Source organism: Klebsiella sp. TF21-TM, assembly GCF_019753495.1.
GTDB classification, from domain to species: domain Bacteria; phylum Pseudomonadota; class Gammaproteobacteria; order Enterobacterales; family Enterobacteriaceae; genus Klebsiella; species Klebsiella quasipneumoniae.
On the sequence record NZ_JAIJYL010000003.1, the window covers coordinates 124,197 to 146,182 of the forward strand.

A 21,986-nucleotide genomic window follows, 5' to 3' on the forward strand; every position below is an offset into this window, starting at 1 on the left:
TATAAATTTACCTGGTGAATGGAGAAAAAAACGCTTATGTCTCCACCCGCCAGTGTATTATTTTTAACCATTTGATTTGCTTGATTAAAATAAACAGAATAGCGGACGGCGCTCCCGGTTGGCACGGGGCCATCACGACAAGATCGCTGTCGCCTCTCCGGCATACTGCCCGTCCTCGCTGTCTGAATACCAAAAAATACGAGCAATCCGTTTCAGGGTCAGAAGATATGGGGTACACAGTCGCGTTAACAGGCGGGATTGGCAGCGGTAAAAGTACGGTTGCCGACGCCTTCGCGCAGCTCGGGATTAACGTTATCGATGCCGATGTTATCGCCCGCCAGGTGGTCGAACCCGGCACCCCGGCGCTCCAGACCATTGCCGGCCACTTCGGGCCACAGATGATCGCGCCCGACGGCACGCTAAACCGCCGTCTGCTGCGGGAAAAAATTTTTGCTCAGGTGGAGGAAAAAGCCTGGCTCAACGCGCTGTTGCATCCGCTAATTCAGCAGGAAACGCGCCGCCAGATGCAGGCCGCCACCTCCCCTTATCTCCTCTGGGTCGTACCTTTGCTGGTCGAAAACCGCCTGTCCAGCCAGGCCGATCGCGTCCTGGTCGTCGATGTGCCAAAAGAGACGCAAATCGAACGCACCATGCTGCGCGATAAGGTCAGCCGCGAACATGCTGAACATATTCTTGCCGCCCAGGCCACGCGCGAGCAGCGCCTGGCCGTCGCGGACGATGTTATTGAAAACACTGGCACGCCGGATGCAGTGGCATCGGATGTTGCCCGCCTGCACGAAAAGTACTTAACGCTGGCATCGCAGGCCGCCTCACAGGAAAACTCGTAATGCATACCCCCGTTCTGTTTGAACATCCTCTTAATGAGAAAATGCGCACCTGGCTGCGCATCGAATTTCTGATCCAGCAGATGGCTTTCCATCCGATGATTGCCAGCCATGCCGATGCGCTCCATTTTTTCCGTAACGCCGGCGATCTGCTGGATGTCCTGGAGCGCGGCGAGGTGCGTACCGATCTGGTCAAAGAGCTGGAGCGCCAGCAGCGTAAGCTCCAGTCCTGGGCAGAAGTGCCGGGAGTCGATCAGGAGCGCATTAACGCGCTGCGCCAGCAGCTCAAGCAGTCTTCCAGCACCCTGATGGCCGCGCCGCGCATTGGTCAGTTTCTGCGTGAAGATCGCCTGATTGCGCTAGTGCGTCAGCGTCTGAGTATCCCTGGAGGCTGCTGCAGCTTCGATTTACCGACCCTGCATATCTGGCTCCATATGCCGCAGGCGCATCGTGACGAGCAGGTGGCCAGCTGGCTTGCCAGCCTCGATCCTTTGGTCCAGTCCCTGAGCCTGATCCTCGATCTGATCCGTAACTCCGGGCAGTTTCGCAAACAGACCAGCCTCAATGGCTTTTATCAGGATAATGGCGAAGATGCCGATCTGCTGCGCCTGCGTCTCGATCTGGCCCACCAGCTTTATCCGCAGATCTCCGGCCATAAGAGCCGTTTCGCCATCCGCTTCCTGCCGCTGGACAGTGAGTATGGGATCGTGCCGGAGCGCTTTGATTTTGAACTGGCCTGCTGTTAAGGAGATAACATGTCAGAAGAGACTATCGTCAATTGTCCGACCTGCGGCAAAAATGTGGTATGGGGCGAACAAAGCCCCTATCGTCCGTTCTGCAGCAAGCGCTGCCAGCTGATCGATTTGGGAGAATGGGCAGCAGAGGAGAAGCGCATCCCCAGCGCGGGCGATCTCTCCGATAGCGATGACTGGAGCGAGCAGCAGCCCTGATTTGACGGCACGCTAACCCACGCCTGTTGGGTTAGCCTCCCGGCCCGGGGCTCAGCCCTGGGCGATAAGTTTGCGGATAACCGGTTCATTAGCCGGGGGAAACGCCGCCGGATCCAGCGCCTGCCGCGCCATCCACTGTCCCGGCTGCCCCTCTTTGCCCCAGGGCTCGCCTTCCCAGCTTTCCACGAGGAAAAACCACAGCGTAATGTGGCGATCGGGGAACTGATACTCCAGCTTATCAAATAGTGAAAACGTGGTGACCGTAATCCCCACCTCTTCCTGTAGCTCGCGGATCAACGCCTGCTCTGGCGTTTCAGCAGATTCAATCTTCCCGCCCGGGAACTCCAGTTTATTCGCCATATGGGCATCGGCGGCGCGCTGGGTAATAAAGATGTCGCCTTCTGGATTGCGAATTATCCCTACGGCGATTTGCAGTTTTTTCATTGAATCAGCTCCATAAAAAAGGCGCAGAACTCTGCGCCTTTGTTTTTTTTATCAGCCCTTAGCTCAGACGGCCATGGCACTGTTTGTATTTTTTACCGGAACCGCACGGGCAGGGATCGTTACGCCCCACTTTACGTTCGCCGGTTTGCGCCGCCAGATCCTGTGCAGCGGCTTCATCATCGCTCTGATGGCTGAGCTGCTGCATCTGCGCCAGGCGCTCGGCCTCTTCACGACGCTGCTGCTCCATCGCCTCGACTTCTTCCGGCATCCGCACCTGCACTTTGCTCAGGGTGCTGATCACTTCATACTTCAGTGACTCCAGCATCGCGGCAAACATAGAGAACGATTCGCGCTTGTACTCCTGCTTCGGATCTTTCTGCGCATAGCCGCGCAGGTGGATACCCTGGCGCAGGTAGTCCATCGCCGCCAGGTGTTCTTTCCACAGCGAATCCAGGGTCTGCAGCATCACGCCTTTCTCGAAGTGGCGCATCATTTCGGCGCCGACCACTTCTTCTTTACGCTGGTAGGTTTCTACCGCGCTCTGCAGAATACGTTCGCGCAGGGTCTCTTCATGCAGCTCCGGCTCTTTATCCAGCCACTCTTTGATTGGCAGGTCGAGGTCGAAGTCGTTTTTCAGACGCTCCTGCAGGCCTTCGATATCCCACATTTCCTCCAGCGACTGCGGCGGAATATGGGCATCGATAGTCGCCTTAAACACGTCTTCGCGGATGCTGTTGATGGTTTCGCTGACGTCAGACACGTCCAGCAGTTCGTTACGCTGGGTGTAAATTGCCCGGCGCTGGTCGTTGGCCACATCATCATATTCCAGCAGCTGCTTACGAATATCGAAGTTACGGCTCTCGACTTTACGCTGTGCGTTAGCGATAGCCTTGGTGACCCAGGGGTGCTCAATGGCTTCGCCGGGTTTCATCCCCAGTTTACGCATCATGCCGGATACGCGATCGGAGGCGAAGATACGCATCAGGGCATCTTCCATCGACAGGTAGAAGCGGGAAGAACCGGCATCCCCCTGACGACCGGCACGGCCGCGCAGCTGGTTATCGATACGGCGTGATTCATGACGCTCGGTACCGATGATGTGCAGGCCGCCTGCGGCCAGTACCGCATCGTGGCGCACCTGCCAGTCGGCTTTGATTTGTTCAATCAGCTCAGGCGTTGGGTTTTCCAGCGCCGCGACTTCCGCCTGCCAGCTACCGCCGAGCATAATATCGGTACCACGGCCCGCCATGTTGGTAGCGATGGTCACCGCGGAAGGATAGCCTGCCTGGGCGACGATGTCCGCTTCGCTGGCGTGGAACTTGGCGTTCAGAACGTTGTGCTTAATGCCGGCTTTGGTCAGCTCACGGGAAACCACTTCCGATTTCTCGATCGAGATTGTCCCCACCAACACCGGCTGACCGGCTGCGGTACGGGTTTTAATATCTTCGATAATCGCCTGAATTTTTTCCGCTTCGGTCATATAGACCAGATCCGCCATGTCTTTACGGATCATCGGACGGTTGGTCGGGACAACCACGGTATCCAGCTTATAGATGGAGCTGAATTCAAAGGCTTCAGTATCGGCGGTACCGGTCATCCCCGCCAGTTTCTCATACAGACGGAAATAGTTCTGGAAGGTGATAGAGGCCAGGGTCTGGTTCTCGTTCTGGATCTCCACGCCCTCTTTGGCCTCAACGGCCTGGTGCAGGCCATCGGACCAGCGGCGGCCCTGCATCGTACGGCCAGTGTGCTCATCAACGATGATAACTTCACCATCTTTAACGATGTAGTCAACGTCGCGGGTGAACAGCGCATGGGCGCGCAGCGCGGCGGTGACGTGGTGCATCAGCATAATGTTGGTCGGGGAGTACAGGGACTCACCTTCATCCATAATGCCTTCCTGTACCAGCAGCTCTTCAATCAGCACCAGACCGCGTTCGGTCAGGTTAACCTGACGCGCTTTTTCATCCACCGAGAAGTGGCCTTCGCCGGTGAAGGTGTCCGAATCCTCTTTTTCCTGACGGATCAGGTGTGGAATGATCTTGTTGACCTTGCGGTACATTTCAGAGCTGTCTTCCGCCGGGCCGGAAATGATCAGCGGGGTACGCGCCTCATCGATCAGGATGGAGTCCACCTCATCCACCAGCGCATAGTGCAGTTTACGCTGAACGCGCTCTTCCGGGCTGAAGGCCATGTTGTCGCGCAGGTAATCGAAGCCGTATTCGTTGTTGGTGCCATAGGTGATATCGGCAGCGTAGGCTTCACGCTTCGCCGGCGCCGGCAGGCCGGACATGTTGATGCCAACGGTCATGCCGAGGAATTCGAACAGCGGGCGGTTATTTTCGGCGTCACGCTGGGCCAGATAGTCGTTGACGGTCACCACGTGAACGCCTTTGCCGGTCAGCGCGTTGAGGTAGGCCGGCAGGGTCGCGGTCAGGGTTTTACCTTCACCGGTACGCATCTCGGCGATGCAGCGATCGTTAAGCACCATACCGCCCAGCAGCTGGACGTCGAAGTGACGCATGCCGAACACGCGCTTACTCGCTTCGCGAACGACGGCGAAAGCTTCAGGGATCAGGTTTTCCAGCACTTCGCCTTTTTCCAGGCGCGCGCGGAATTCAGCGGTTTTCGCTTTCAGCTCGTCATCAGAGAGTTTTTCCATCGCCGGTTCCATACCGTTGATGATATTGACGACTTTGCGCATACGACGCAGCGTACGGTCGTTACGGCTGCCGAAAACCTTGGTTAACATTTTAATAAGCATAATAAAATCTCAAACGCCCCGCGGTGCGGAGTCACAAAAAATAGGAAAGTCCGTGGTTATTTTCAGCTGAGACGTTGAGGCCCTGCGCGGATCCCCGCCACCTGGCTTATCCAGGCGCTGACGCGGAAGGCAGAATATGAGGAAGGGATATACGCCGCCTGGCGGAACACCACCGGCGGCGTGCTGTCCTGCGTCAGCAGCGCGCTGAGCGTGTCGAGCAGCGCCAGATGCTGCGCCTGCAGCGGGGACGCTTCTTCCGCCACCGGCAAGGCCTGCGGCGCCATGGCGAAAGAGAGATGACGAATAACGGTGCGAATGGCGTGCTGATGCCAGTAGTCGACGGTAAAGTTTGGCCGGCGATTCGTCTCCAGCAGCGCCAGCTGGGAGAAATTAACTTTGCTCGGATTATGGTTGCTGGCGGTCGCCTTCGCTGGCGTCGCGGTCTCATGGCCGTTGCTTAGCGCAGGCAGGCCGAGGCTGGCCGCGACCATCCCCAACAGGAGATGCGGCCAAAAATACCGTCTGCCAAACTGTCGCCAGCGCGTCAGCAATCCACTCACGTTCATTACCTTTCTTTGGTATACCCGTTGTCGTTCAGGCTGTCTCTTTATTAACGTTTTTCGCAGGACAACCTGATGTCCACGGGGTAAAGCAACCCGGAGAAATAATTTTGCGCTCAAATACTAACATTAATAGCGCGCTGAGGCAGCATGAATGAAGGCTGTTGCCCGGGGAAAACGCTTAATAAAGCAGCGAACGCGCGCTAATTATTACCCAGAAATCGCAGCGAAAAATAACGGGAAGAGGCTATAAAAGAAAAACGACTGGTTCCCTGGTCGGAGAGAGTACCAGGTTACCAGTCGAATTTACTGAATGGTCAGGCTTACGCCAAAACCATCGACGGTGCGCGGAACGCCATTGGCAGTTTTGCGTCGTCTTCGAAGGTCACATACTCCCAGGCTTCCTGTTTTGCCAGAACAGCCTGCAGCAGTTTGTTATTCAACGCGTGACCCGATTTGTACGCCGTGAATGCGCCGATAATGTTGTGACCACACATAAACAGGTCACCGATCGCATCCAGCATTTTGTGGCGAACAAATTCGTCTTCAAAGCGCAGACCGTCTTCGTTCAGTACGCGATAATCGTCAACAACGATGGCACAATCGAAGCTGCCGCCCAGGCACAGGCCGCGGGACTGCAGATATTCGATATCGCGCATGAAACCGAAGGTACGCGCACGACTAATCTGACGCATGAACGCATCGGCCGAGAAGTTCAGCGTATAGCGCTGGGTGCTGGCATCAATCGCCGGATGGTTAAAATCGATGGTGAAATCCAGCGAAAAACCATTGTACGGTTTGAATTCAGCCCATTTGTCGCCATCTTCGACGCGAACCGTCTCTTTGATACGTACAAATTTCTTGGCGCAGTTCAGTTCATCGATGCCGGCGTCCAGCAACAAATAAACGAACGGAGCCGCACTGCCGTCCATAATCGGGATTTCCGGTGCATCGACTTCAACAATAATGTTGTCGATACCCAGGCCAGCCAATGCGGCGTTCAGGTGTTCAACCGTAGAAATCCGCACGTCATGCTCATTAACCAGGCAAGTACAGAGCATGGTATCACGCACAGATTTGGCATCAGCCGGAAAATCTACCGGTGGATTCAAGTCGGTGCGACGATAGATGACCCCGGTATTTGCCGGCGCAGGGCGTAACGTCAGTGTGACTTTCTTGCCGGTATGCAAACCGACACCAGTCGCCTGAACGATACGTTTAAGAGTCCTTTGTTTGATCATCGTATAATCTCGCCAATTTACCTATCCAACCGAAGTGTACACCACTATCGGGAGGCCAGTTTAGCACAAAGAGCGCAGATGCCCAACTTCCAGTCGATTCTTAATCGGCTTGCTTACGCAGGAAGGCTGGGATATCCAGATAATCCGGCTCTTTCGCGGTTTGCGGCGTATTGTCGTTCACCACTTTTGCCGCCGGCTTCTGCTCTTGCGTCAGCGGGGACATACCGTGCTGCTGGTAGCGATCCATCACCGGCTGCTGAACCTGTTTGTTGGTCACCAGGGTAATTTCCGGACGCTTGTCCATGCCGATACCGGTCGCCACTACGGTGACGCGCAGTTCGTCGTTCATATCCGGGTCCAGAGAGGTACCGATAACCACGGTGGCGTTATCCGAAGCAAATGCGCGGATGGTGTTACCCACGGTTTCGAACTCATCCAGACGCAGGTCGAAGCCCGCGGTGATGTTAACCAGCACGCCGCGCGCGCCGGACAGGTCGATATCTTCCAGCAGCGGAGAAGAGATAGCCATTTCAGCCGCTTCTTCCGCACGGTCTTCACCGCTCGCCACGCCGGAGCCCATCATCGCGTAGCCCATTTCTGACATCACGGTACGGACGTCCGCGAAGTCGACGTTCATCAGGCCCGGACGGGTGATCAGTTCGGCGATACCCTGCACCGCGCCTTTGAGGACGTCGTTTGCCGCGCCGAACGCGTCAAGCAGAGAAATGCCGCGGCCAAGTACTTTCAGCAGCTTGTCGTTCGGGATGGTGATCAGTGAGTCAACGTGCTTGGACAGCTCGGTGATCCCCTGCTCAGCAAACGCCATGCGCTTCTTGCCTTCAAAATTAAACGGCTTAGTGACCACCGCAACGGTGAGGATCCCCAGATCCTTAGCCACTTCGGCAACAACAGGCGCCGCGCCGGTACCGGTACCGCCGCCCATGCCTGCCGCGATGAACACCATGTCTGCGCCATCAAGGGCCGCGCGCAGCGCTTCACGGTCTTCGTCCGCCGCATTACGGCCGACTTCCGGGTTCGCGCCAGCGCCCAGACCTTTAGTAATACCGCTACCGATCTGGATAGTCTGGCCAACAGCCGTTTTACGCAGCGCCTGCGCATCGGTGTTCACCGCGAAGAATTCAACACCTTCAATGCGCTCGCGCACCATGTGTTCAACGGCATTACCGCCGCCGCCACCGACGCCGATGACTTTAATCACCGCGTCGTTGGTCAGTTCCATAGGTTCAAACATAGTTTCTCTCCGTTTTGTGCCTGTCGCCTGAGAACGCTAATTGTCTGCGTTCTCTTAAAAAATTAAAACTCTTTTCGCAGCCAGCTGTTGAGTCGCTTAATCCACGAGCCCACCGACGCCGTCACGCGTTTTTCGACTTCCGCTTCACCACTCAGATGTGACTCTTTTCCGTAGTGCAGCAGCCCCACCGCCGTCGAATAATACGGCTCCTGGGCATAGTCCGTTAAACCGGTGATGTTCAGCGGCGCGCCAATGCGCACCTGAGTATGGAACACGCGCTGCGCACAGGCCGCCAGACCTTCAATTTGCGCCGCGCCGCCGGTTAACACAATCCCCGCCGCCAGATGGTGTTTAACCCCCTGCTGGCGGAGCTGTTCCTGCAGCTGCAGGATCTCTTCATTGACCAGATTAAGCAGTTCGGTATAGCGCGGTTCAATCACCTCAGCCAGCGTCTGACGCTGCAGGCTACGCGGCGGCCGTCCGCCTACGCTCGGTACTTCGACGTTTTCGTCTTTACCGACGATGGAACCCAACGCGCAACCGTGACGAACCTTAATGGCTTCGGCGTCGCTCGGCGGCGTACCGAATGCATAGGCGATATCGCTGGTCACCACGTTGCCCGCGTACGGGATCACTTTGGTGTGACGCAGCGCGCCGCCGGTATAGACGGCGATATCCATTGTACCACCGCCAATATCCACCACGCAGACGCCCAGCTCACGTTCGTCTTCTGTTAATACGGAATAACTGGCCGCTAAACCGGCGAAAATAAGTTGGTCAACTTTCAGACCACAACGTTCCACCGCTTTAACAATGTTTTTCGCCATATCGTTATGGCAGGTAATCAGATGTACCTTCGCCTGCATACGCACGCCGGACAGCCCTACCGGGTTTTTTATCCCTTCCTGGTAGTCAATGGCATATTCCTGCGGAATCACGTGCAGGACGCGATGCTCATCGCGTACGCGAACCGACTTCGCGGTATGGACCACGTTCTCGACGTCGTCCAGCGTCACTTCTTCTTCAGAAATCGGTACCATCCCGATTTCATTCTGACAGCTTATATGTTTACCCGAAAGAGCCAAATAAACTGATGAAATCTGGCAATCCGCCATCAGTTCGGCCTGGTCGATGGCGCGCTGTACGCATTTCACCACCGACTCGAGGTCGTTCACACCGCCTTTATCCATACCACGCGATGGGCAACTGCCCACGCCGATGATATTAATCATGCCGTCGGGCAGAACTTCCCCTACTAAAGCGGCCACCTTGGCGGTGCCAATCTCCAGTCCAACTACCAGTTTTCTGTCCGTCGCCTTGATCATTGTTGTTCTGCCTGTGCCTGATTCTGTTGTTGATTAGTTTCCTCTGCGGGAGCAGGTACCCAGCCCACTGCCGCACCCGAGTCATAACGCAAATCAACGTAGCTAATCCGTTTGCCGTCGGTCTGCGCCTGCTGCTGAAGAACCGGGTAGAGTTCCATAAAGCGCTGAAGCCGTTTCATGGTGTCGCCACGGCCAAGGTTGAGCTTAATGTCATTATTAAGCGTCAACTGCCAGGAACGACGGGCGGTCATTGCCGCCACTTTCAACGTGAATTTATCCTTTGCCAGCACCTGCCCCATGTCACGGTACCCTTGCAGCACTTCGTTCTCGCTGCCTTCCGGGCCATATAACATCGGTAAATTCTGTTTGCTGGTGCGATCCGCCGGCACGCTGAAGGCATTTCCTTCTGCATCCACCATATGTTGATCATTCCAGCGTGCAATCGGCACATATTCAACCAGATGAATCTTCAATTCATCGGGCCACTGCTTTCGGACGCTCGCCTGCTTAATCCATGGCAGACGTTCAATCTGACTCTGAATGATGTTCACATCCTGAGTCATAAAGGTGCCCGGCGAACCCAGCGCCAGGATCGCCTGGCGGATGTCATCATTGCGCGTATAGTGACGCTCGCCGGTCACCACCATCTTCGACAGCGGTAAACGCTGCGCGTCTTCCATCCAGCCAAGAACCATCCACCCGCTGACCAGCACGGTAAACAGCACCGCCAGCAGGAAAACGATCCCTGCCAGCCGCGTTCCATTACTCCGACGCGAAGAAGAAACGTCCTCTTCATGGTTCCGCGTATTCAGCGCAGCCTGCGACATATCACCCCGCCAGGTCCAGAATTCGTACAACAAGCTGGGAGAAGCTCATTCCTGCCTGACGCGCCGCCATCGGTACAAGGCTATGGCTGGTCATGCCCGGGGAAGTATTCGCTTCCAGCAGATAAAACTGGCCATCGCTGTCCAGCATCACGTCAATACGGCCCCAGCCTTTGCAACCCAGAACATTCCAGGCTTTAAGCACCAGGCTCTGAATGACTGACTCACGCGCTGGATCTTCCAATCCTGGGCAGAAATATTGCGTCTCATCAGAGAGATACTTCGCCTCATAATCATAGAAGGTTCCAGCCGCCTGGATACGTATTGATGGTAAAATTTCTTCACCGACGATGGCGACGGTAAATTCCGGCCCACTGAGCCATTTTTCGACCAAAACTTCATCATCATGCTGAAAAGCCAGCGCGAGTGCACTCGCTAAATCACAGCTTTCGCTGACTTTCGACATCCCAACGCTGGAGCCTTCGCGGCTGGGCTTGATGATGAGCGGCAGACCCAGCGCCGCAATCTGCTGTTCGACATCAGCAGATAATCCGGCGCTAAACTGGGCGCGGGTCAGCGCCACCCACGGCGCGACCGGTAATCCGGCCCCCTGCCACAGCCATTTGCTGCGCAGTTTATCCATTGAAATCGCCGAAGCCATCACGCCGCTGCCGGTATAAGGCAGCTGGATCAGATCCAACAGCCCCTGCAGCGTGCCATCTTCCCCGCCGCGGCCGTGGAGTGCAATAAACGCTTTCTTAAAGCCCAGCTTTTTCAACTGGGTAATATCGACATCGCGCGGGTCAACCGGATGGGCATCCACCCCGGCTTCACGCAGCCCGGCCAGCACCGCGGCGCCTGAATTCAGCGACACTTCACGTTCAGCGGAGGTTCCACCGAAAAGCACCGCGATTTTATCAGCCATGGCGCTCCTCCTCCGTTTTTTGCGGGATCAGTTTGATTTCAGCCAGGTGACGGGCGATTTTTCCAATGTTTCCGGCACCTTGCACCAGCACTAAATCGTTGCCGGTCAGCACCGACGCCAGCATTGCCGCGGCCTGCGCCGGGTCGGATACCAGAATCGGGTCGACTTTACCGCGACCACGGATCGTACGGCACAGCGAGCGGCTGTCGGCGCCCGGGATCGGCGCTTCGCCTGCCGGGTAGACATCGAGCATCAGCAGCGCATCGACCTGGGTCAGCACGTTGGCGAAATCATCGTACAGATCGCGAGTACGGGTATAACGGTGCGGCTGGAATACCATCACCAGATTTTTATCCGGCCAGCCGGCACGCGCCGCTTTGATAGTGGCGTCGACTTCCGTCGGGTGGTGACCGTAGTCATCGATCAGCATCGCACTGCCCGCTTTGCCGTTGACTTCCGTCAGCGGATATTCGCCAAGAAAGTCGAAGCGACGACCGGTACCCTGGAAGCTTTCCAGCGCGCGCAGGATCGCCTGATCGTCAATCCCCTCTTCCGTCGCCACGGCGACAGCCGCCGCCGCGTTCAGCGCGTTATGGCGTCCCGGGGCATTGAGTGTCACCTGCAGCAGTTCTTTATCCTGACGCACCAGGCGGAAATGCCCCTGCGCCCCAACCTGACGGTAGTCTTCTACGCGAACGTCGGCGTCGTCGCTGAAACCGTAGGTGGTGATCTGCCGGCCAACGCGCGGCAGCAGTTCACGAATAACCGGATCGTCCACGCACATTACCGCGCGTCCGTAGAACGGCAGGTTGTGCAGGAAATTAATAAAGGTCTGCTTCAGATTTTCGAAGTCGCCATGGTAGGTATCCATATGGTCGGCTTCGATGTTGGTCACAATCGCGACCATCGGCTGCAGATGCAGGAACGACGCATCGCTCTCATCCGCTTCCGCAATCAGGTAACGGCTATGGCCGAGACGGGCATGCACGCCCGCCGCTTTCACCAACCCGCCGTTGACGAAGGTCGGGTCCAGCCCGGCTTCGGCGTAAATACTGGACACCATCGCGGTGGTGGTGGTTTTGCCGTGAGTTCCGGCAATCGCGATCCCGTGACGGAAGCGCATCAGCTCCGCCAGCATTTCCGCACGGCGGATCACCGGGATGCGCGCTTCGTGCGCGGCGACGATTTCCGGGTTATCCGCAGAAATCGCGCTGGAAACGACCACAACGCTGGCATCGCGCACGTTTTCCGGGCGATGGTTGAAATAAATGGTGGCGCCAAGCTGCGACAGCTGCTGGGTCACCGGATTCGGCGCCAGGTCGGAGCCGCTGATCTGGTAACCTTCATTAGCCAACACTTCGGCAATACCGCCCATACCGGCACCGCCGATGCCGACAAAGTGAATGTGCCGGACGCGACGCATCTCGGGCACTATGGAACGCAGTTTTGCCAAATCTTGTGTATTCATTCTTTACGCCATCAACTTCTGTATTCGGGCGGTGAAAATCACCGCAATTAGCGCGCCAAAGCTACGGCGCTGACCTCTTCTGCTACCCGCTCGGTAGCGTCCGGAATCGAAGCGCCACGCGCTCGTTCCGCCATATCCAGCAAGGTTTCCCGATCCCAGCTCGCCAGAGTAGAGGCTACCGCCTCTACCGTGAACGCCGGCTGTTCGAGAATTTTCGCCGCGCCGGCTTTCTCCAGCGGCAGCGCATTCCAGTACTGCTGACGATCTTTGTGCTGGAACGGTACAAACAGCGCCGGTAAGCCCGCGGCCGCGATTTCGCTAACCGTCAGCGCGCCGGAACGGCAAACCACGACATCTGCCCAGGCATACGCCGCGGCCATATCATCAATAAATTCCGTCACTTTATGCTGCGGCTGCCCCGCGGCGGCATAGGCCTGCTGCACGGTTTGCTGGCCGCCTTTACCGCTCTGATGCCAGATGGTCACCGTATCGCCGAGCTTCGCCGCCACCTGCGGCATGGTCTGGTTCAGGACGCGCGCGCCCTGAGAGCCACCGACCACCAGCACGCGAATCGGCCCCTGACGGCCCACCAGACGCTGCCCCGGCAGCGGCAGCGCCAGCACATCGGTGCGCACCGGATTCCCGACCACGTCCGCATGCGGAAAGGCGCCGGGAAATGCCTGCATCACTTTCTTCGCAATCTTCGCCAGCCACTTGTTGGTCAGGCCGGCAATGCCGTTTTGCTCGTGGAGGACCACCGGGATCCCCAGCGACCACGCCGCCAGACCGCCAGGCCCGGACACATAGCCGCCCATGCCCAGCACCACGTCCGGCTGGAAACGCTTCATGATCGCCCGCGCCTGACGCCAGGCGTTGAAGATCCGCACCGGCGCCAGCAGCTGTGCTTTAATCCCTTTGCCACGCAGGCCGGAGATACGGATAAAATCAATCTCGATGCCGTTTTTCGGCACTAAATCCGCTTCCATACGATCGGCGGTACCCAGCCAGCGAACCTGCCAGCCCTGGTCCATTAGATGGTGCGCGACCGCCAGTCCCGGGAACACATGCCCGCCGGTACCGCCCGCCATCACCATCAACCGCTTTTCCTGACCGCTCATCGAACACCCCGTGTAAACGCCTGGGCTTTTTCCAGACGCGTTTCATAATCAATTCGCAACAACAACATGATGGCCGTCGACATAATCAGCAGACTGGAACCACCATAACTGATCAGCGGCAGCGTCAGACCTTTCGTCGGCAGCATCCCCGCCGCCGCCCCGACGTTAACTAACGCCTGGAAGCTAAACCAGATACCAATCGCACAGGCGAGGAAGCCGGAGAAGCGATGATCGATCTCCAGCGCTTTTCGGCCAATCGACATGGCGCGGAAAGCGACGAAGAATACCATTAAAAGCGCCAGTACCACACCGATATAACCGAGTTCTTCGCCGATGATGGCGAAGATAAAGTCAGTGTGCGCTTCCGGCAAATACTCCAGTTTTTGCACCGAGTTACCGAGTCCCTGCCCCCACATCTCGCCGCGGCCAAAGGCCATCAGCGACTGGGTCAGCTGGTAGCCGCTGCCGAACGGGTCTTCCCACGGGTTCCAGAAGGAGGTCACGCGGCGAATACGGTACGGTTCGGCGAGGATCAACAGGACCACCGCCGAGATGCCCATGCCGATAATGGCGATGAACTGCCACAGCTTGGCGCCGGCGAGGAACAGCATCGCCAGCGTGGTGACGAACAGCACCACCACCGTACCGAGGTCAGGCTGCGCCAGCAGCAGGATCGCCAGCACGAAAATCACGCCCATCGGTTTTAAGAAGCCGCGCAGGTTGTTGCGCACTTCATCAGCTTTACGCACCAGATAGTTGGCGATGTAGCAGAACAGCGACAGCTTGGTGAACTCCGCCGGCTGAATGCGCAGCGGACCGAGGGCGATCCAGCGCGATGCACCGTTTACCGAGCTACCCACCACCAGCACGATCAGCAGCATGACGATCGAGGCGATCAGCATCGCGGTACTGTGGCGCTGCCAGAAATCCATCGGCAGTCGCAGCGTCACCAGCGCGAGGACAAAGGCCAGCACAATGTACAGGCCGTCACGCTTGGCGAAGAGGAAAGGATCGTTCGCCAGACGCTGCCCCACCGGCATTGACGCCGAGGTCACCATAATAAAGCCGATCGCCGCCAGGCCGAAGGTCAGCCACAGCAGCATCCGGTCATACATCACCAGACTGTCGTTATCTTTTGGGCGCGAGCCCATCACCCAGCCTTTCAGCGCGGCGAACAGCCAGGCGAAGATAAACATCCCCGGCAGTCGCGGCAGTCTCAACCGAGGCAAGCTCAGTTGCGGCATTCTCAGGCGTGGGAGAGAGAAACGCATCAACCTAACTCCTTCGCCAGGCGGGCAAACATCTCGCCCCGTTGTTCAAAGTTCTTAAACTGATCCAGGCTGGCGCAGGCCGGCGACAGGAGAACCATGTCGCCCGCTTTCACCAGGGGCGCAATCTGACGCATCGCCTGTTCCATGGTTTCAGTTTGTACCGCCACCTCAGGACGCAGCTCGGCGAGCTCGGCGCCGTCGCGACCAAAGCAGTACAGGCGGATACGATCGCCGCCAAGGTAGCGCTTCAGCGGGGTGAAATCAGCGGACTTGCCGTCGCCGCCCAGCAGCAGATACAGCGTGCCATCAAGCTGCAGGCCGTTCAGCGCCGCCTCGGTACTGCCGACGTTGGTTGCCTTCGAGTCGTTAATCCAGCGCACGCCGTTGTGATCCAGCACCAGCTGGAAGCGATGCGCCAGGCCGGTAAAGGTGGTCAGCGCCTTCAGGCTGCTGGCACGCGGCAGGCCCGCGGCATCGGCCAGCGCCAGCGCCGCCAGGGCGTTGCTGTAGTTATGCTGACCCGTGATAGACATCTCTTTTACATTGAGGACTTTCTCACCTTTAACGCGCAGCCAGGTCTCGCCCTGCTGACGGTTAAGGTGGTAGTCACCGACATCGACGCCAAAGCTGATGCAGCGATCGTCCGCGCCGCGTACCGGCATGGTGAGCGCATCGTCCGCGTTGACCACGCAGGTCTTCGCATTCTCGTAAATCCGCAGCTTCGCCGCGCGATACTGCTGCAGCCCCAGCGGGTAGCGGTCCATATGGTCCTCAGTCACGTTGAGGATGGTTGCCGCCACCGCCTGCAGGCTGGAGGTGGTTTCCAGCTGGAAGCTGGAGAGCTCCAGGACATACAGCTCACGATCGGTATCCAGCAGCATCAGCGCCGGCAGGCCGATATTGCCGCCCACGCCGACGTTAACCCCGGCCGCTTTCGCCATCTCGCCCACCAGGGTGGTGACGGTGCTTTTGCCGTTCGAGCCGGTAATGGCGATGATCGGCGCCTGCGCTTCGCGGCAGAACAGTTCGATATCGCCAACGATCTCTACGCCAGCGTCCGCCGCCGCGCTCAACGAAGGATGAGCCAGCGCGATGCCGGGACTGGCGACAATCAGATCCGCCGCCAGCAGCCAGGTATCATTGAGGCCGCCGACATGACATTCGACCGATTCAGGCAATTTATCCAGCCCGGGAGGCGCGACGCGGGTGTCCATCACGCGCGGGGTTACGCCGCGCGCCATGAAAAAGTCCACGCATGACAGGCCGGTCATGCCCAGCCCAATAATGACGACTTTTTTACCCTGATAATCTGCCATGATTAACGTACCTTCAGCGTCGCCAGGCCAATCAGCACCAGCATCAGCGAAATAATCCAGAAGCGCACGATAACGCGCGGCTCCGGCCAGCCTTTCAGTTCATAGTGGTGGTGGATCGGCGCCATGCGGAAGATACGCTGACCGCGCAGCTTAAAGGAGCCGACCTGCAGGATCACCGACAGGGTCTCCACCACGAAAACGCCGCCCATAATCACCAGCAGGAATTCCTGACGCAGCAGCACGGCGATAATGCCCAGCGCGCCGCCGAGCGCCAGCGAACCGACGTCGCCCATAAAGACCTGCGCCGGATAGGTGTTAAACCACAGAAAGCCCAGCCCCGCGCCGACGATCGCCGTACAGACGATCACCAGTTCGCCGGCGTGGCGCAGATAGGGGATGTGCAGGTAGTTGGCGAAATTCATGTTACCGGTCGCCCACGCCACCAGCGCAAAACCCGCCGCGACGAAGACGGTGGGCATGATCGCCAGGCCGTCGAGACCGTCGGTCAGGTTAACCGCATTACCGGTGCCGACAATCACGAAGTAGGCCAGCAGGATATAGAACAGCCCCAGCTGCGGCATGACGTCTTTAAAGAACGGCACCACCAGCTCGGTCGCCGGGGTGTCTTTCCCGGCCAGATAGAGCGCGAACGCCACGCCCAGCGCGATCACCGACATCCAGAAATACTTCCAGCGGGCGATCAGGCCTTTGGTGTCTTTGCGCACCACTTTACGGTAGTCATCAACGAAGCCGATGATCCCGTAGCCGATTAATACCGTCAGCACGCACCAGACGTACGGGTTGGAGGGGTAAGCCCACAGCAGAACGGAGACGGTGATCGCAGTGAGGATCATGATCCCCCCCATGGTCGGCGTGCCGCGTTTGCTGAAGTGGGACTCCGGACCGTCGTTACGAACCACCTGGCCGAAGGAGAGTTTTTGCAGACGGGCGATCATGCGCGGGCCCATCCACAGAGAGATGAACAGCGCGGTCAGCAGGCTGACGATGGCGCGAAACGTCAAATACGAAAAGACGTTAAAGCCGGAATAATATTTGACCAAATGTTCGGCCAGCCATACTAACATGTCCCAGTCTCCTGTAATGCGCGTACTACCTCTTCCATGGCGGCACTACGTGAACCCTTCACTAAAATGGTCATTATCTTATGCTCCGCCAGCAGCTCGCGCAGGCGAGCCACCACGGCGGCTTTATCGTTAAAATGTTCGCCCACGCCGCTGGCGCGGCTGATATCCGCGCTCAAGGCGCCGACGCTGAGAACGCAATCCAGCCCTGCCGCTTTCGCCGCTTCGCCGACTTCACGATGGCAAGCCGCGCTTTCCGCGCCAAGCTCCGCCATATCGCCGACCACCATCGTCCGGAAGCCGGGCATCTCTGACAGCACCTGCACCGCCGCGGTCATCGAACCGACGTTAGCGTTATAGGAGTCATCCAGCAGCAGCTGGCTCTCGGTCAGGCGGATCGGGAACAGACGTCCCGGAACGGCCTTCAGCTGCGCCAGACCGGCTTTCACCGCCGCCAGATCGGCGCCTACCGCCATCGCCAGCGAGGTCGCCGCCAGCGCGTTAGCGATGTTGTGGCGTCCCGGCAGCGGCAGCAGTATGTCAACGTTGCCGGTTGGGGTCTGCAGCGTAAATTCGGTGCCGTGGCTGGTGATCTGCACGTTAGTCGCGGTGAAATCGCTGTTGGCCGCGTTCGGCGAGAAGCGCCACACTTTGCGATCGCCAATCACCGCCTGCCAGTTCAGCCAGTCGTTGTTGTCGGCATTGAGAATGGCGATGCCGTTTTCCGGCAGACCGGTATAGATTTCGCCCTTCGCCTTCGCCACGCCCGCCAGCGAGCCAAAACCTTCAAGGTGCGCGGCGGCAAGGTTGTTGACCAGCGCCGCTTCCGGACGCGTCAGGCTGACGGTCCACGCGATTTCGCCCTGGTGGTTGGCGCCAAGCTCAATCACCGCGTACTGATGTTCTTTGGTCAGACGCAGCAGGGTCATCGGCACGCCGATATCGTTGTTCAGGTTGCCGGCGGTATACAGCGTGTTGCCGCACTGGCTGAGGATCGCCGCGGTCATCTCTTTGACCGAGGTTTTACCGGACGAGCCGGTCAGGGCGACGACGCGGGTCGGCACCTGCTGACGTACCCAGGCGGCCAACTCGCCGAAAGCCTGCCGGGTATCTTTCACGATCACCTGCGGGAGATCGCAGGGTAGCGGACGGCTCACCAGCAGCGCGCCGGCGCCTGCCGCTTTCGCCTGTTCGGCAAAATCATGGGCGTCGAAACGCTCGCCTTTCAGCGCCACAAACAGGCAGCCCGCCGTGATTTTACGGGTGTCGGTGGTCACCTCGTCGATAGCGATATCGCTACCCTGCCGTTCGCCATGAGCGATCGCGGCGAGCTGGCTTAACGTAAAGCGAATCATGCTACCGCTCCCAGCAGACGCGCGACGGTGACGCGGTCGGAATAATCCAGACGACGGTTGCCGACGATCTGGTAATCTTCATGGCCTTTACCCGCCACCAGCACCACGTCGTTCTCCTGCGCCTGCATCACGGCGTTGGTGACCGCTTCCGCACGGCCTTCCATCACTTTTGCATGACCTGCATCGAGCATGCCGGCCAGAATATCGTTGATAATCGCCCGCGGCTCTTCGGTACGCGGGTTGTCGTCAGTGACGACCACGATATCGGCGAACTCTTCAGCAATCGCCCCCATCAGCGGACGCTTGCCTTTGTCGCGGTCTCCGCCGCAGCCGAAGACGCACCACAGCTTGCCGCTGCAGTGCAGGCGCGCGGCCTGCAGCGCTTTTTCCAGCGCGTCAGGCGTATGGGCATAATCCACCACCACGGCCGGTTTACCGGGCGCGCTGAACACTTCCATACGGCCGCATACCGGCTGTAAACGAGCCGCCGTTTTCAGCAGATCGGCCAGCGGATAGCCCAGAGCCAGCAGCGTGGCCAGCGCCAGCAGCAGGTTGCTGACGTTAAAGGCGCCCATCAGGCGACTTTCGATTTCACCGTTGCCCCAGCTGGAGTCAAACTGGATGGTGGCGCCGCTGTCGTGATAGTTGACCGCGGTGGCCTTCAGCCAGCGGCCGTGGCAGTTCGGATTGATATGATCTTCCATCGACACCGCCACCGCGTCCGGTAGCTTCGCCAGCCAGCGACGACCGACTTCATCGTCAGCGTTGACGATGGCCTGGCCGCAATGGTGGGTGGAGTACAGCAGCCATTTCGCCGCTTCGTAGTGCGCCATATCGCCATGGTAGTCGAGGTGGTCGCGGCTCAGGTTGGTAAATACCGAGGCGGCAAACTGCACGGCCGCCACGCGGTGCTGCACCAGCCCGTGGGAAGAGACTTCCATCGCGCCGAAGGTTGCCCCCTGCTCGACCAGGCCGGAAAGCACGTGCTGAACATCGACCGCAGAGCCGGTGGTGTTTTCGCTCGGCACTACTTTATCCAGCAGCCCGTTGCCGACGGTCCCCATCACCGCGCTGGTTTCGCCAAGCAGTTTCGCCCATTGCGCCAGAAGCTGGGTGGTGGTGGTTTTGCCGTTGGTACCGGTCACGCCCACCAGACGCAGCTGCTGCGACGGCTGATGATAAAAACGCCCGGCCAGCGCCGATAAACGTTCGTTAAGCTGGCTCAGGTAGATAACCGGCACGCCGTGCATTTCACGGATCTCACCGTCTTTCGCTTCGCCCTGCGCTTCAGCAATAATGGCAGCCACACCTTGCGCTATCGCCTGCGGGATATAACGACGCCCGTCCGCCTGATGACCCTGTACCGCGATAAAGAGATCGCCGGAAGCCGCCACCCGGCTGTCCAGCGTCATCTCTCGCAGAATGCGCTCCGGTGCGTTTGGCACCCATGGAGCGAGAAGGTCGCGCAAATTACGATCTGCCACCTGTTCCCTCGCCTTGATTAATTACAAATTCACTTTTTTCGCCCGTTGCCAGCGCATCCGGTTCGATGTTCATGGTGCGCAATACGCCGCCCATGATGGCACCGAACACCGGCGCGGAAACGGCGCCACCGTAGTATTTACCTGCCTGCGGGTCGTTGATCACCACCACCAGCGCAAAGCGCGGATGGCTGGCGGGCGCAACGCCTGCGGTGTAAGCAATATATTTGTTGATATAGCGGCCATCCGGCCCCACTTTTTTCGCCGTACCGGTTTTAATCGCGATGCGATAGCCTTTGATCGCCGCTTTCACGCCGCCGCCGCCGGGCAGCGCCACGCTTTCCATCATATGAACGACGGTACGAACGAGTGATTCCGGGAAGACACGCTCGCCCGGAACCGGTGGATCAACTTTGGTAATCGACAGCGGGCGATAGATGCCGTAGCTGCCAATCGTTGCGTAGACTCGCGCTAACTGTAACGGGGTTACCATTAGCCCGTAGCCGAAAGAAAAGGTGGCCCTCTCTATGTCAGACCACCGTTGTTTTTGAGGATATAAGCCACTGCGTTCTCCGACCAACCCCAAATTGGTCGCCTTTCCAAGCCCAAAACGTGAGTAAGTATCTACTAACGCTGAGGACGGCATCGCTAACGCCAGCTTAGAAACACCGACGTTACTCGACTTCTGTAGCACCCCGGTCAGGGTCAATTCGCTGTAGCGCGCCACGTCTTTAATTTCGTGGCCGTTAATTCGATAAGGCACGGTATTGAGCACGGTATTTTCGTTGACGATACCGCGCTGCAGCGCCGTCATCACCACCATCGGCTTCACCGTCGAACCGGGTTCGAAGACGTCGGTGATGGCGCGGTTACGCATGGTGTCTTTCGCCGTGCCGGCGAAGTTGTTTGGGTTGTAGGACGGGCTGTTGGCCATCGCCAGCACTTCGCCGGTGTTCACGTCCACTAACACCGCGCTGCCGGACTCGGCTTTGTTAAAGGCCACGGCGTTGTTCAGCTCACGATAGACCAGCGCCTGCAGACGCTCGTCGATACTCAGCGCCAGGTTGTGCGCCGCCTGGCTGTCGGTGGAAGAGATGTCTTCAATTACCCGGCCATAGCGGTCTTTACGCACGATACGCTCGCCCGGCTGGCCGGTGAGCCATTTATCAAAGCTTTTTTCGACCCCTTCAATCCCCTGGCTGTCGACGTTGGTAAAACCGATGAGGTGAGCGGTCACTTCCCCGGAAGGGTAGTAACGACGGGATTCTTCACGCAGATGAATGCCCGGCAGCTTCAGTTTTTTGATGTAGTCGGCCATGTCAGGGTTAACCTGACGCGCCAGATAGATGAAACGCATCCGCGGATTGGTATTGATACGCGTCGCCAGTTGATCCAGCGGCATATTGAGGGCATCCGCCAGCGCCTTCCAGCGCGTATCCAGGGTTACCCCGCCGGCATCATGGAGTTCTTTCGGATCGGCCCAGATAGCTTTCACCGGCACGCTGACCGCCAGCGGACGTCCGGAGCGGTCGGTAATCATCCCGCGCGCGGTGGACACTTCCTGTACGCGCAGGGAACGCATATCGCCCTGACGCACCAGCATATCCGGGCTGACCACCTGTAGCCAGGCAACGCGTCCCAGCAGGAAAGTCAGCGCCAGCAGAATGCAGCCGCACAGCAACGCAAAACGCCAACTGATAAAGTTGGCCTGTTCTTCCTGACGTTTTGCTTTTGGCGTTTTTGGCGCTGCTTTCATCCGTCGCAA

Annotated in this window: 19 protein-coding genes; 3 read left to right on the top strand and 16 right to left on the bottom strand. The window is 58.2% G+C overall.

The window, feature by feature from the left end; genetic code table 11:
* Nucleotides 1–227 precede the first annotated feature (227 nt).
* The 3 genes from coaE to yacG are packed head-to-tail and all read left to right on the top strand — an operon-like array spanning nt 228 to nt 1,795.
* Nucleotides 228–848, top strand: a complete 621-nt coding sequence (gene coaE, locus K5R89_RS04135; RefSeq protein WP_087827533.1) for a dephospho-CoA kinase — start codon at nt 228–230, stop codon at nt 846–848.
* Nucleotides 848–1,591 carry a cell division protein ZapD gene (gene zapD, locus K5R89_RS04140; protein ID WP_017901182.1) on the top strand — a complete coding sequence of 248 codons (744 nt, stop codon included), beginning with the start codon at nt 848–850 and terminating at the stop codon, nt 1,589–1,591. The genes coaE and zapD overlap by 1 nt, the downstream gene beginning before the upstream one ends.
* Before the next feature lie 9 nt (nt 1,592–1,600).
* On the top strand, nt 1,601–1,795 hold the full coding sequence (gene yacG / locus K5R89_RS04145) for a DNA gyrase inhibitor YacG (protein ID WP_004204348.1): 195 nt from the start codon (nt 1,601–1,603) through the stop codon (nt 1,793–1,795).
* A gap of 51 nt (nt 1,796–1,846) precedes the next feature.
* On the opposite strand, the gene mutT is transcribed toward yacG, so the two are convergent.
* The 16 genes from mutT to K5R89_RS04225 all read right to left on the bottom strand — a co-directional run bounded on the left by mutT (nt 1,847) and on the right by K5R89_RS04225 (nt 21,977).
* Nucleotides 1,847–2,239, bottom strand: a complete 393-nt coding sequence (gene mutT, locus K5R89_RS04150) for an 8-oxo-dGTP diphosphatase MutT (protein ID WP_004204347.1) — start codon at nt 2,237–2,239, stop codon at nt 1,847–1,849.
* 58 nt (nt 2,240–2,297) lie between these two features.
* Nucleotides 2,298–5,003 (bottom strand): preprotein translocase subunit SecA, encoded by a 2,706-nt coding sequence (secA, locus tag K5R89_RS04155; protein WP_217219902.1) that lies wholly within the window; start codon nt 5,001–5,003, stop codon nt 2,298–2,300.
* A 62-nt stretch (nt 5,004–5,065) separates the two neighbouring features.
* Nucleotides 5,066–5,563 (bottom strand): secA translation cis-regulator SecM, encoded by a 498-nt coding sequence (secM, locus tag K5R89_RS04160; RefSeq protein ID WP_196531386.1) that lies wholly within the window; start codon nt 5,561–5,563, stop codon nt 5,066–5,068.
* 323 nt (nt 5,564–5,886) lie between these two features.
* A complete protein-coding gene (gene lpxC / locus K5R89_RS04165; protein ID WP_002888632.1) occupies nt 5,887–6,804 on the bottom strand; it encodes a UDP-3-O-acyl-N-acetylglucosamine deacetylase in 918 nt (305 codons plus the stop codon).
* Between the two features lie 100 nt (nt 6,805–6,904).
* Complete coding sequence (gene ftsZ / locus K5R89_RS04170) at nt 6,905–8,056, bottom strand: cell division protein FtsZ (protein WP_002888628.1); 1,152 nt, start codon at nt 8,054–8,056, stop codon at nt 6,905–6,907.
* A 62-nt stretch (nt 8,057–8,118) separates the two neighbouring features.
* Nucleotides 8,119–9,381 (bottom strand): cell division protein FtsA, encoded by a 1,263-nt coding sequence (ftsA, locus tag K5R89_RS04175; RefSeq protein ID WP_004204343.1) that lies wholly within the window; start codon nt 9,379–9,381, stop codon nt 8,119–8,121.
* Nucleotides 9,378–10,208 carry a cell division protein FtsQ gene (gene ftsQ / locus K5R89_RS04180; protein WP_004204342.1) on the bottom strand — a complete coding sequence of 277 codons (831 nt, stop codon included), beginning with the start codon at nt 10,206–10,208 and terminating at the stop codon, nt 9,378–9,380. Before ftsQ ends, ftsA begins: the two co-directional genes overlap by 4 nt.
* 1 nt (nt 10,209) lies before the next feature.
* Complete coding sequence (locus K5R89_RS04185) at nt 10,210–11,130, bottom strand: D-alanine--D-alanine ligase (protein ID WP_023291983.1); 921 nt, start codon at nt 11,128–11,130, stop codon at nt 10,210–10,212.
* Nucleotides 11,123–12,598 (bottom strand): UDP-N-acetylmuramate--L-alanine ligase, encoded by a 1,476-nt coding sequence (gene murC / locus K5R89_RS04190; protein ID WP_023291982.1) that lies wholly within the window; start codon nt 12,596–12,598, stop codon nt 11,123–11,125. The genes K5R89_RS04185 and murC overlap by 8 nt, the downstream gene beginning before the upstream one ends.
* A 47-nt stretch (nt 12,599–12,645) precedes the next feature.
* The gene (gene murG, locus K5R89_RS04195; RefSeq protein ID WP_032429099.1) at nt 12,646–13,716 is read right to left on the bottom strand and encodes an undecaprenyldiphospho-muramoylpentapeptide beta-N-acetylglucosaminyltransferase; all 1,071 of its coding nucleotides are present in this window, start codon (nt 13,714–13,716) and stop codon (nt 12,646–12,648) included.
* The gene (gene ftsW / locus K5R89_RS04200) at nt 13,713–14,987 is read right to left on the bottom strand and encodes a cell division protein FtsW (protein ID WP_004204337.1); all 1,275 of its coding nucleotides are present in this window, start codon (nt 14,985–14,987) and stop codon (nt 13,713–13,715) included. The genes murG and ftsW overlap by 4 nt, the downstream gene beginning before the upstream one ends.
* Nucleotides 14,987–16,303, bottom strand: coding sequence for a UDP-N-acetylmuramoyl-L-alanine--D-glutamate ligase (murD, locus tag K5R89_RS04205; protein ID WP_023291980.1), 1,317 nt, complete (start codon nt 16,301–16,303; stop codon nt 14,987–14,989). Before murD ends, ftsW begins: the two co-directional genes overlap by 1 nt.
* Nucleotides 16,304–16,305: 2 nt before the next feature.
* On the bottom strand, nt 16,306–17,388 hold the full coding sequence (mraY, locus tag K5R89_RS04210; protein WP_004204335.1) for a phospho-N-acetylmuramoyl-pentapeptide-transferase: 1,083 nt from the start codon (nt 17,386–17,388) through the stop codon (nt 16,306–16,308).
* On the bottom strand, nt 17,382–18,740 hold the full coding sequence (gene murF, locus K5R89_RS04215) for a UDP-N-acetylmuramoyl-tripeptide--D-alanyl-D-alanine ligase (protein ID WP_217219903.1): 1,359 nt from the start codon (nt 18,738–18,740) through the stop codon (nt 17,382–17,384). The genes mraY and murF overlap by 7 nt, the downstream gene beginning before the upstream one ends.
* Nucleotides 18,737–20,224, bottom strand: coding sequence for a UDP-N-acetylmuramoyl-L-alanyl-D-glutamate--2,6-diaminopimelate ligase (murE, locus tag K5R89_RS04220; RefSeq protein ID WP_023291978.1), 1,488 nt, complete (start codon nt 20,222–20,224; stop codon nt 18,737–18,739). The genes murF and murE overlap by 4 nt, the downstream gene beginning before the upstream one ends.
* The gene (locus K5R89_RS04225; protein ID WP_023291977.1) at nt 20,211–21,977 is read right to left on the bottom strand and encodes a peptidoglycan glycosyltransferase FtsI; all 1,767 of its coding nucleotides are present in this window, start codon (nt 21,975–21,977) and stop codon (nt 20,211–20,213) included. The genes murE and K5R89_RS04225 overlap by 14 nt, the downstream gene beginning before the upstream one ends.
* Nucleotides 21,978–21,986 lie beyond the last annotated feature (9 nt).

Excerpts from the sequence above, each read along its gene's own strand:
- coaE (WP_087827533.1), top strand. The coding sequence starts at position 228 with ATGGGGTACACAGTCGCGTTAACAGGCGGGATTGGCAGCGGTAAAAGT.
- zapD (WP_017901182.1), top strand. The coding sequence starts at position 848 with ATGCATACCCCCGTTCTGTTTGAACATCCTCTTAATGAGAAAATGCGC.
- yacG (WP_004204348.1), top strand. The coding sequence starts at position 1,601 with ATGTCAGAAGAGACTATCGTCAATTGTCCGACCTGCGGCAAAAATGTG.
- mutT (WP_004204347.1), bottom strand. The coding sequence starts at position 2,239 with ATGAAAAAACTGCAAATCGCCGTAGGGATAATTCGCAATCCAGAAGGC.
- secA (WP_217219902.1), bottom strand. The coding sequence starts at position 5,003 with ATGCTTATTAAAATGTTAACCAAGGTTTTCGGCAGCCGTAACGACCGT.
- lpxC (WP_002888632.1), bottom strand. The coding sequence starts at position 6,804 with ATGATCAAACAAAGGACTCTTAAACGTATCGTTCAGGCGACTGGTGTC.
- ftsZ (WP_002888628.1), bottom strand. The coding sequence starts at position 8,056 with ATGTTTGAACCTATGGAACTGACCAACGACGCGGTGATTAAAGTCATC.
- ftsA (WP_004204343.1), bottom strand. The coding sequence starts at position 9,381 with ATGATCAAGGCGACGGACAGAAAACTGGTAGTTGGACTGGAGATTGGC.
- ftsQ (WP_004204342.1), bottom strand. The coding sequence starts at position 10,208 with ATGTCGCAGGCTGCGCTGAATACGCGGAACCATGAAGAGGACGTTTCT.
- K5R89_RS04185 (WP_023291983.1), bottom strand. The coding sequence starts at position 11,130 with ATGGCTGATAAAATCGCGGTGCTTTTCGGTGGAACCTCCGCTGAACGT.
- murC (WP_023291982.1), bottom strand. The coding sequence starts at position 12,598 with ATGAATACACAAGATTTGGCAAAACTGCGTTCCATAGTGCCCGAGATG.
- murG (WP_032429099.1), bottom strand. The coding sequence starts at position 13,716 with ATGAGCGGTCAGGAAAAGCGGTTGATGGTGATGGCGGGCGGTACCGGC.
- ftsW (WP_004204337.1), bottom strand. The coding sequence starts at position 14,987 with ATGCGTTTCTCTCTCCCACGCCTGAGAATGCCGCAACTGAGCTTGCCT.
- murD (WP_023291980.1), bottom strand. The coding sequence starts at position 16,303 with ATGGCAGATTATCAGGGTAAAAAAGTCGTCATTATTGGGCTGGGCATG.
- mraY (WP_004204335.1), bottom strand. The coding sequence starts at position 17,388 with ATGTTAGTATGGCTGGCCGAACATTTGGTCAAATATTATTCCGGCTTT.
- murF (WP_217219903.1), bottom strand. The coding sequence starts at position 18,740 with ATGATTCGCTTTACGTTAAGCCAGCTCGCCGCGATCGCTCATGGCGAA.
- K5R89_RS04225 (WP_023291977.1), bottom strand. The coding sequence starts at position 21,977 with ATGAAAGCAGCGCCAAAAACGCCAAAAGCAAAACGTCAGGAAGAACAG.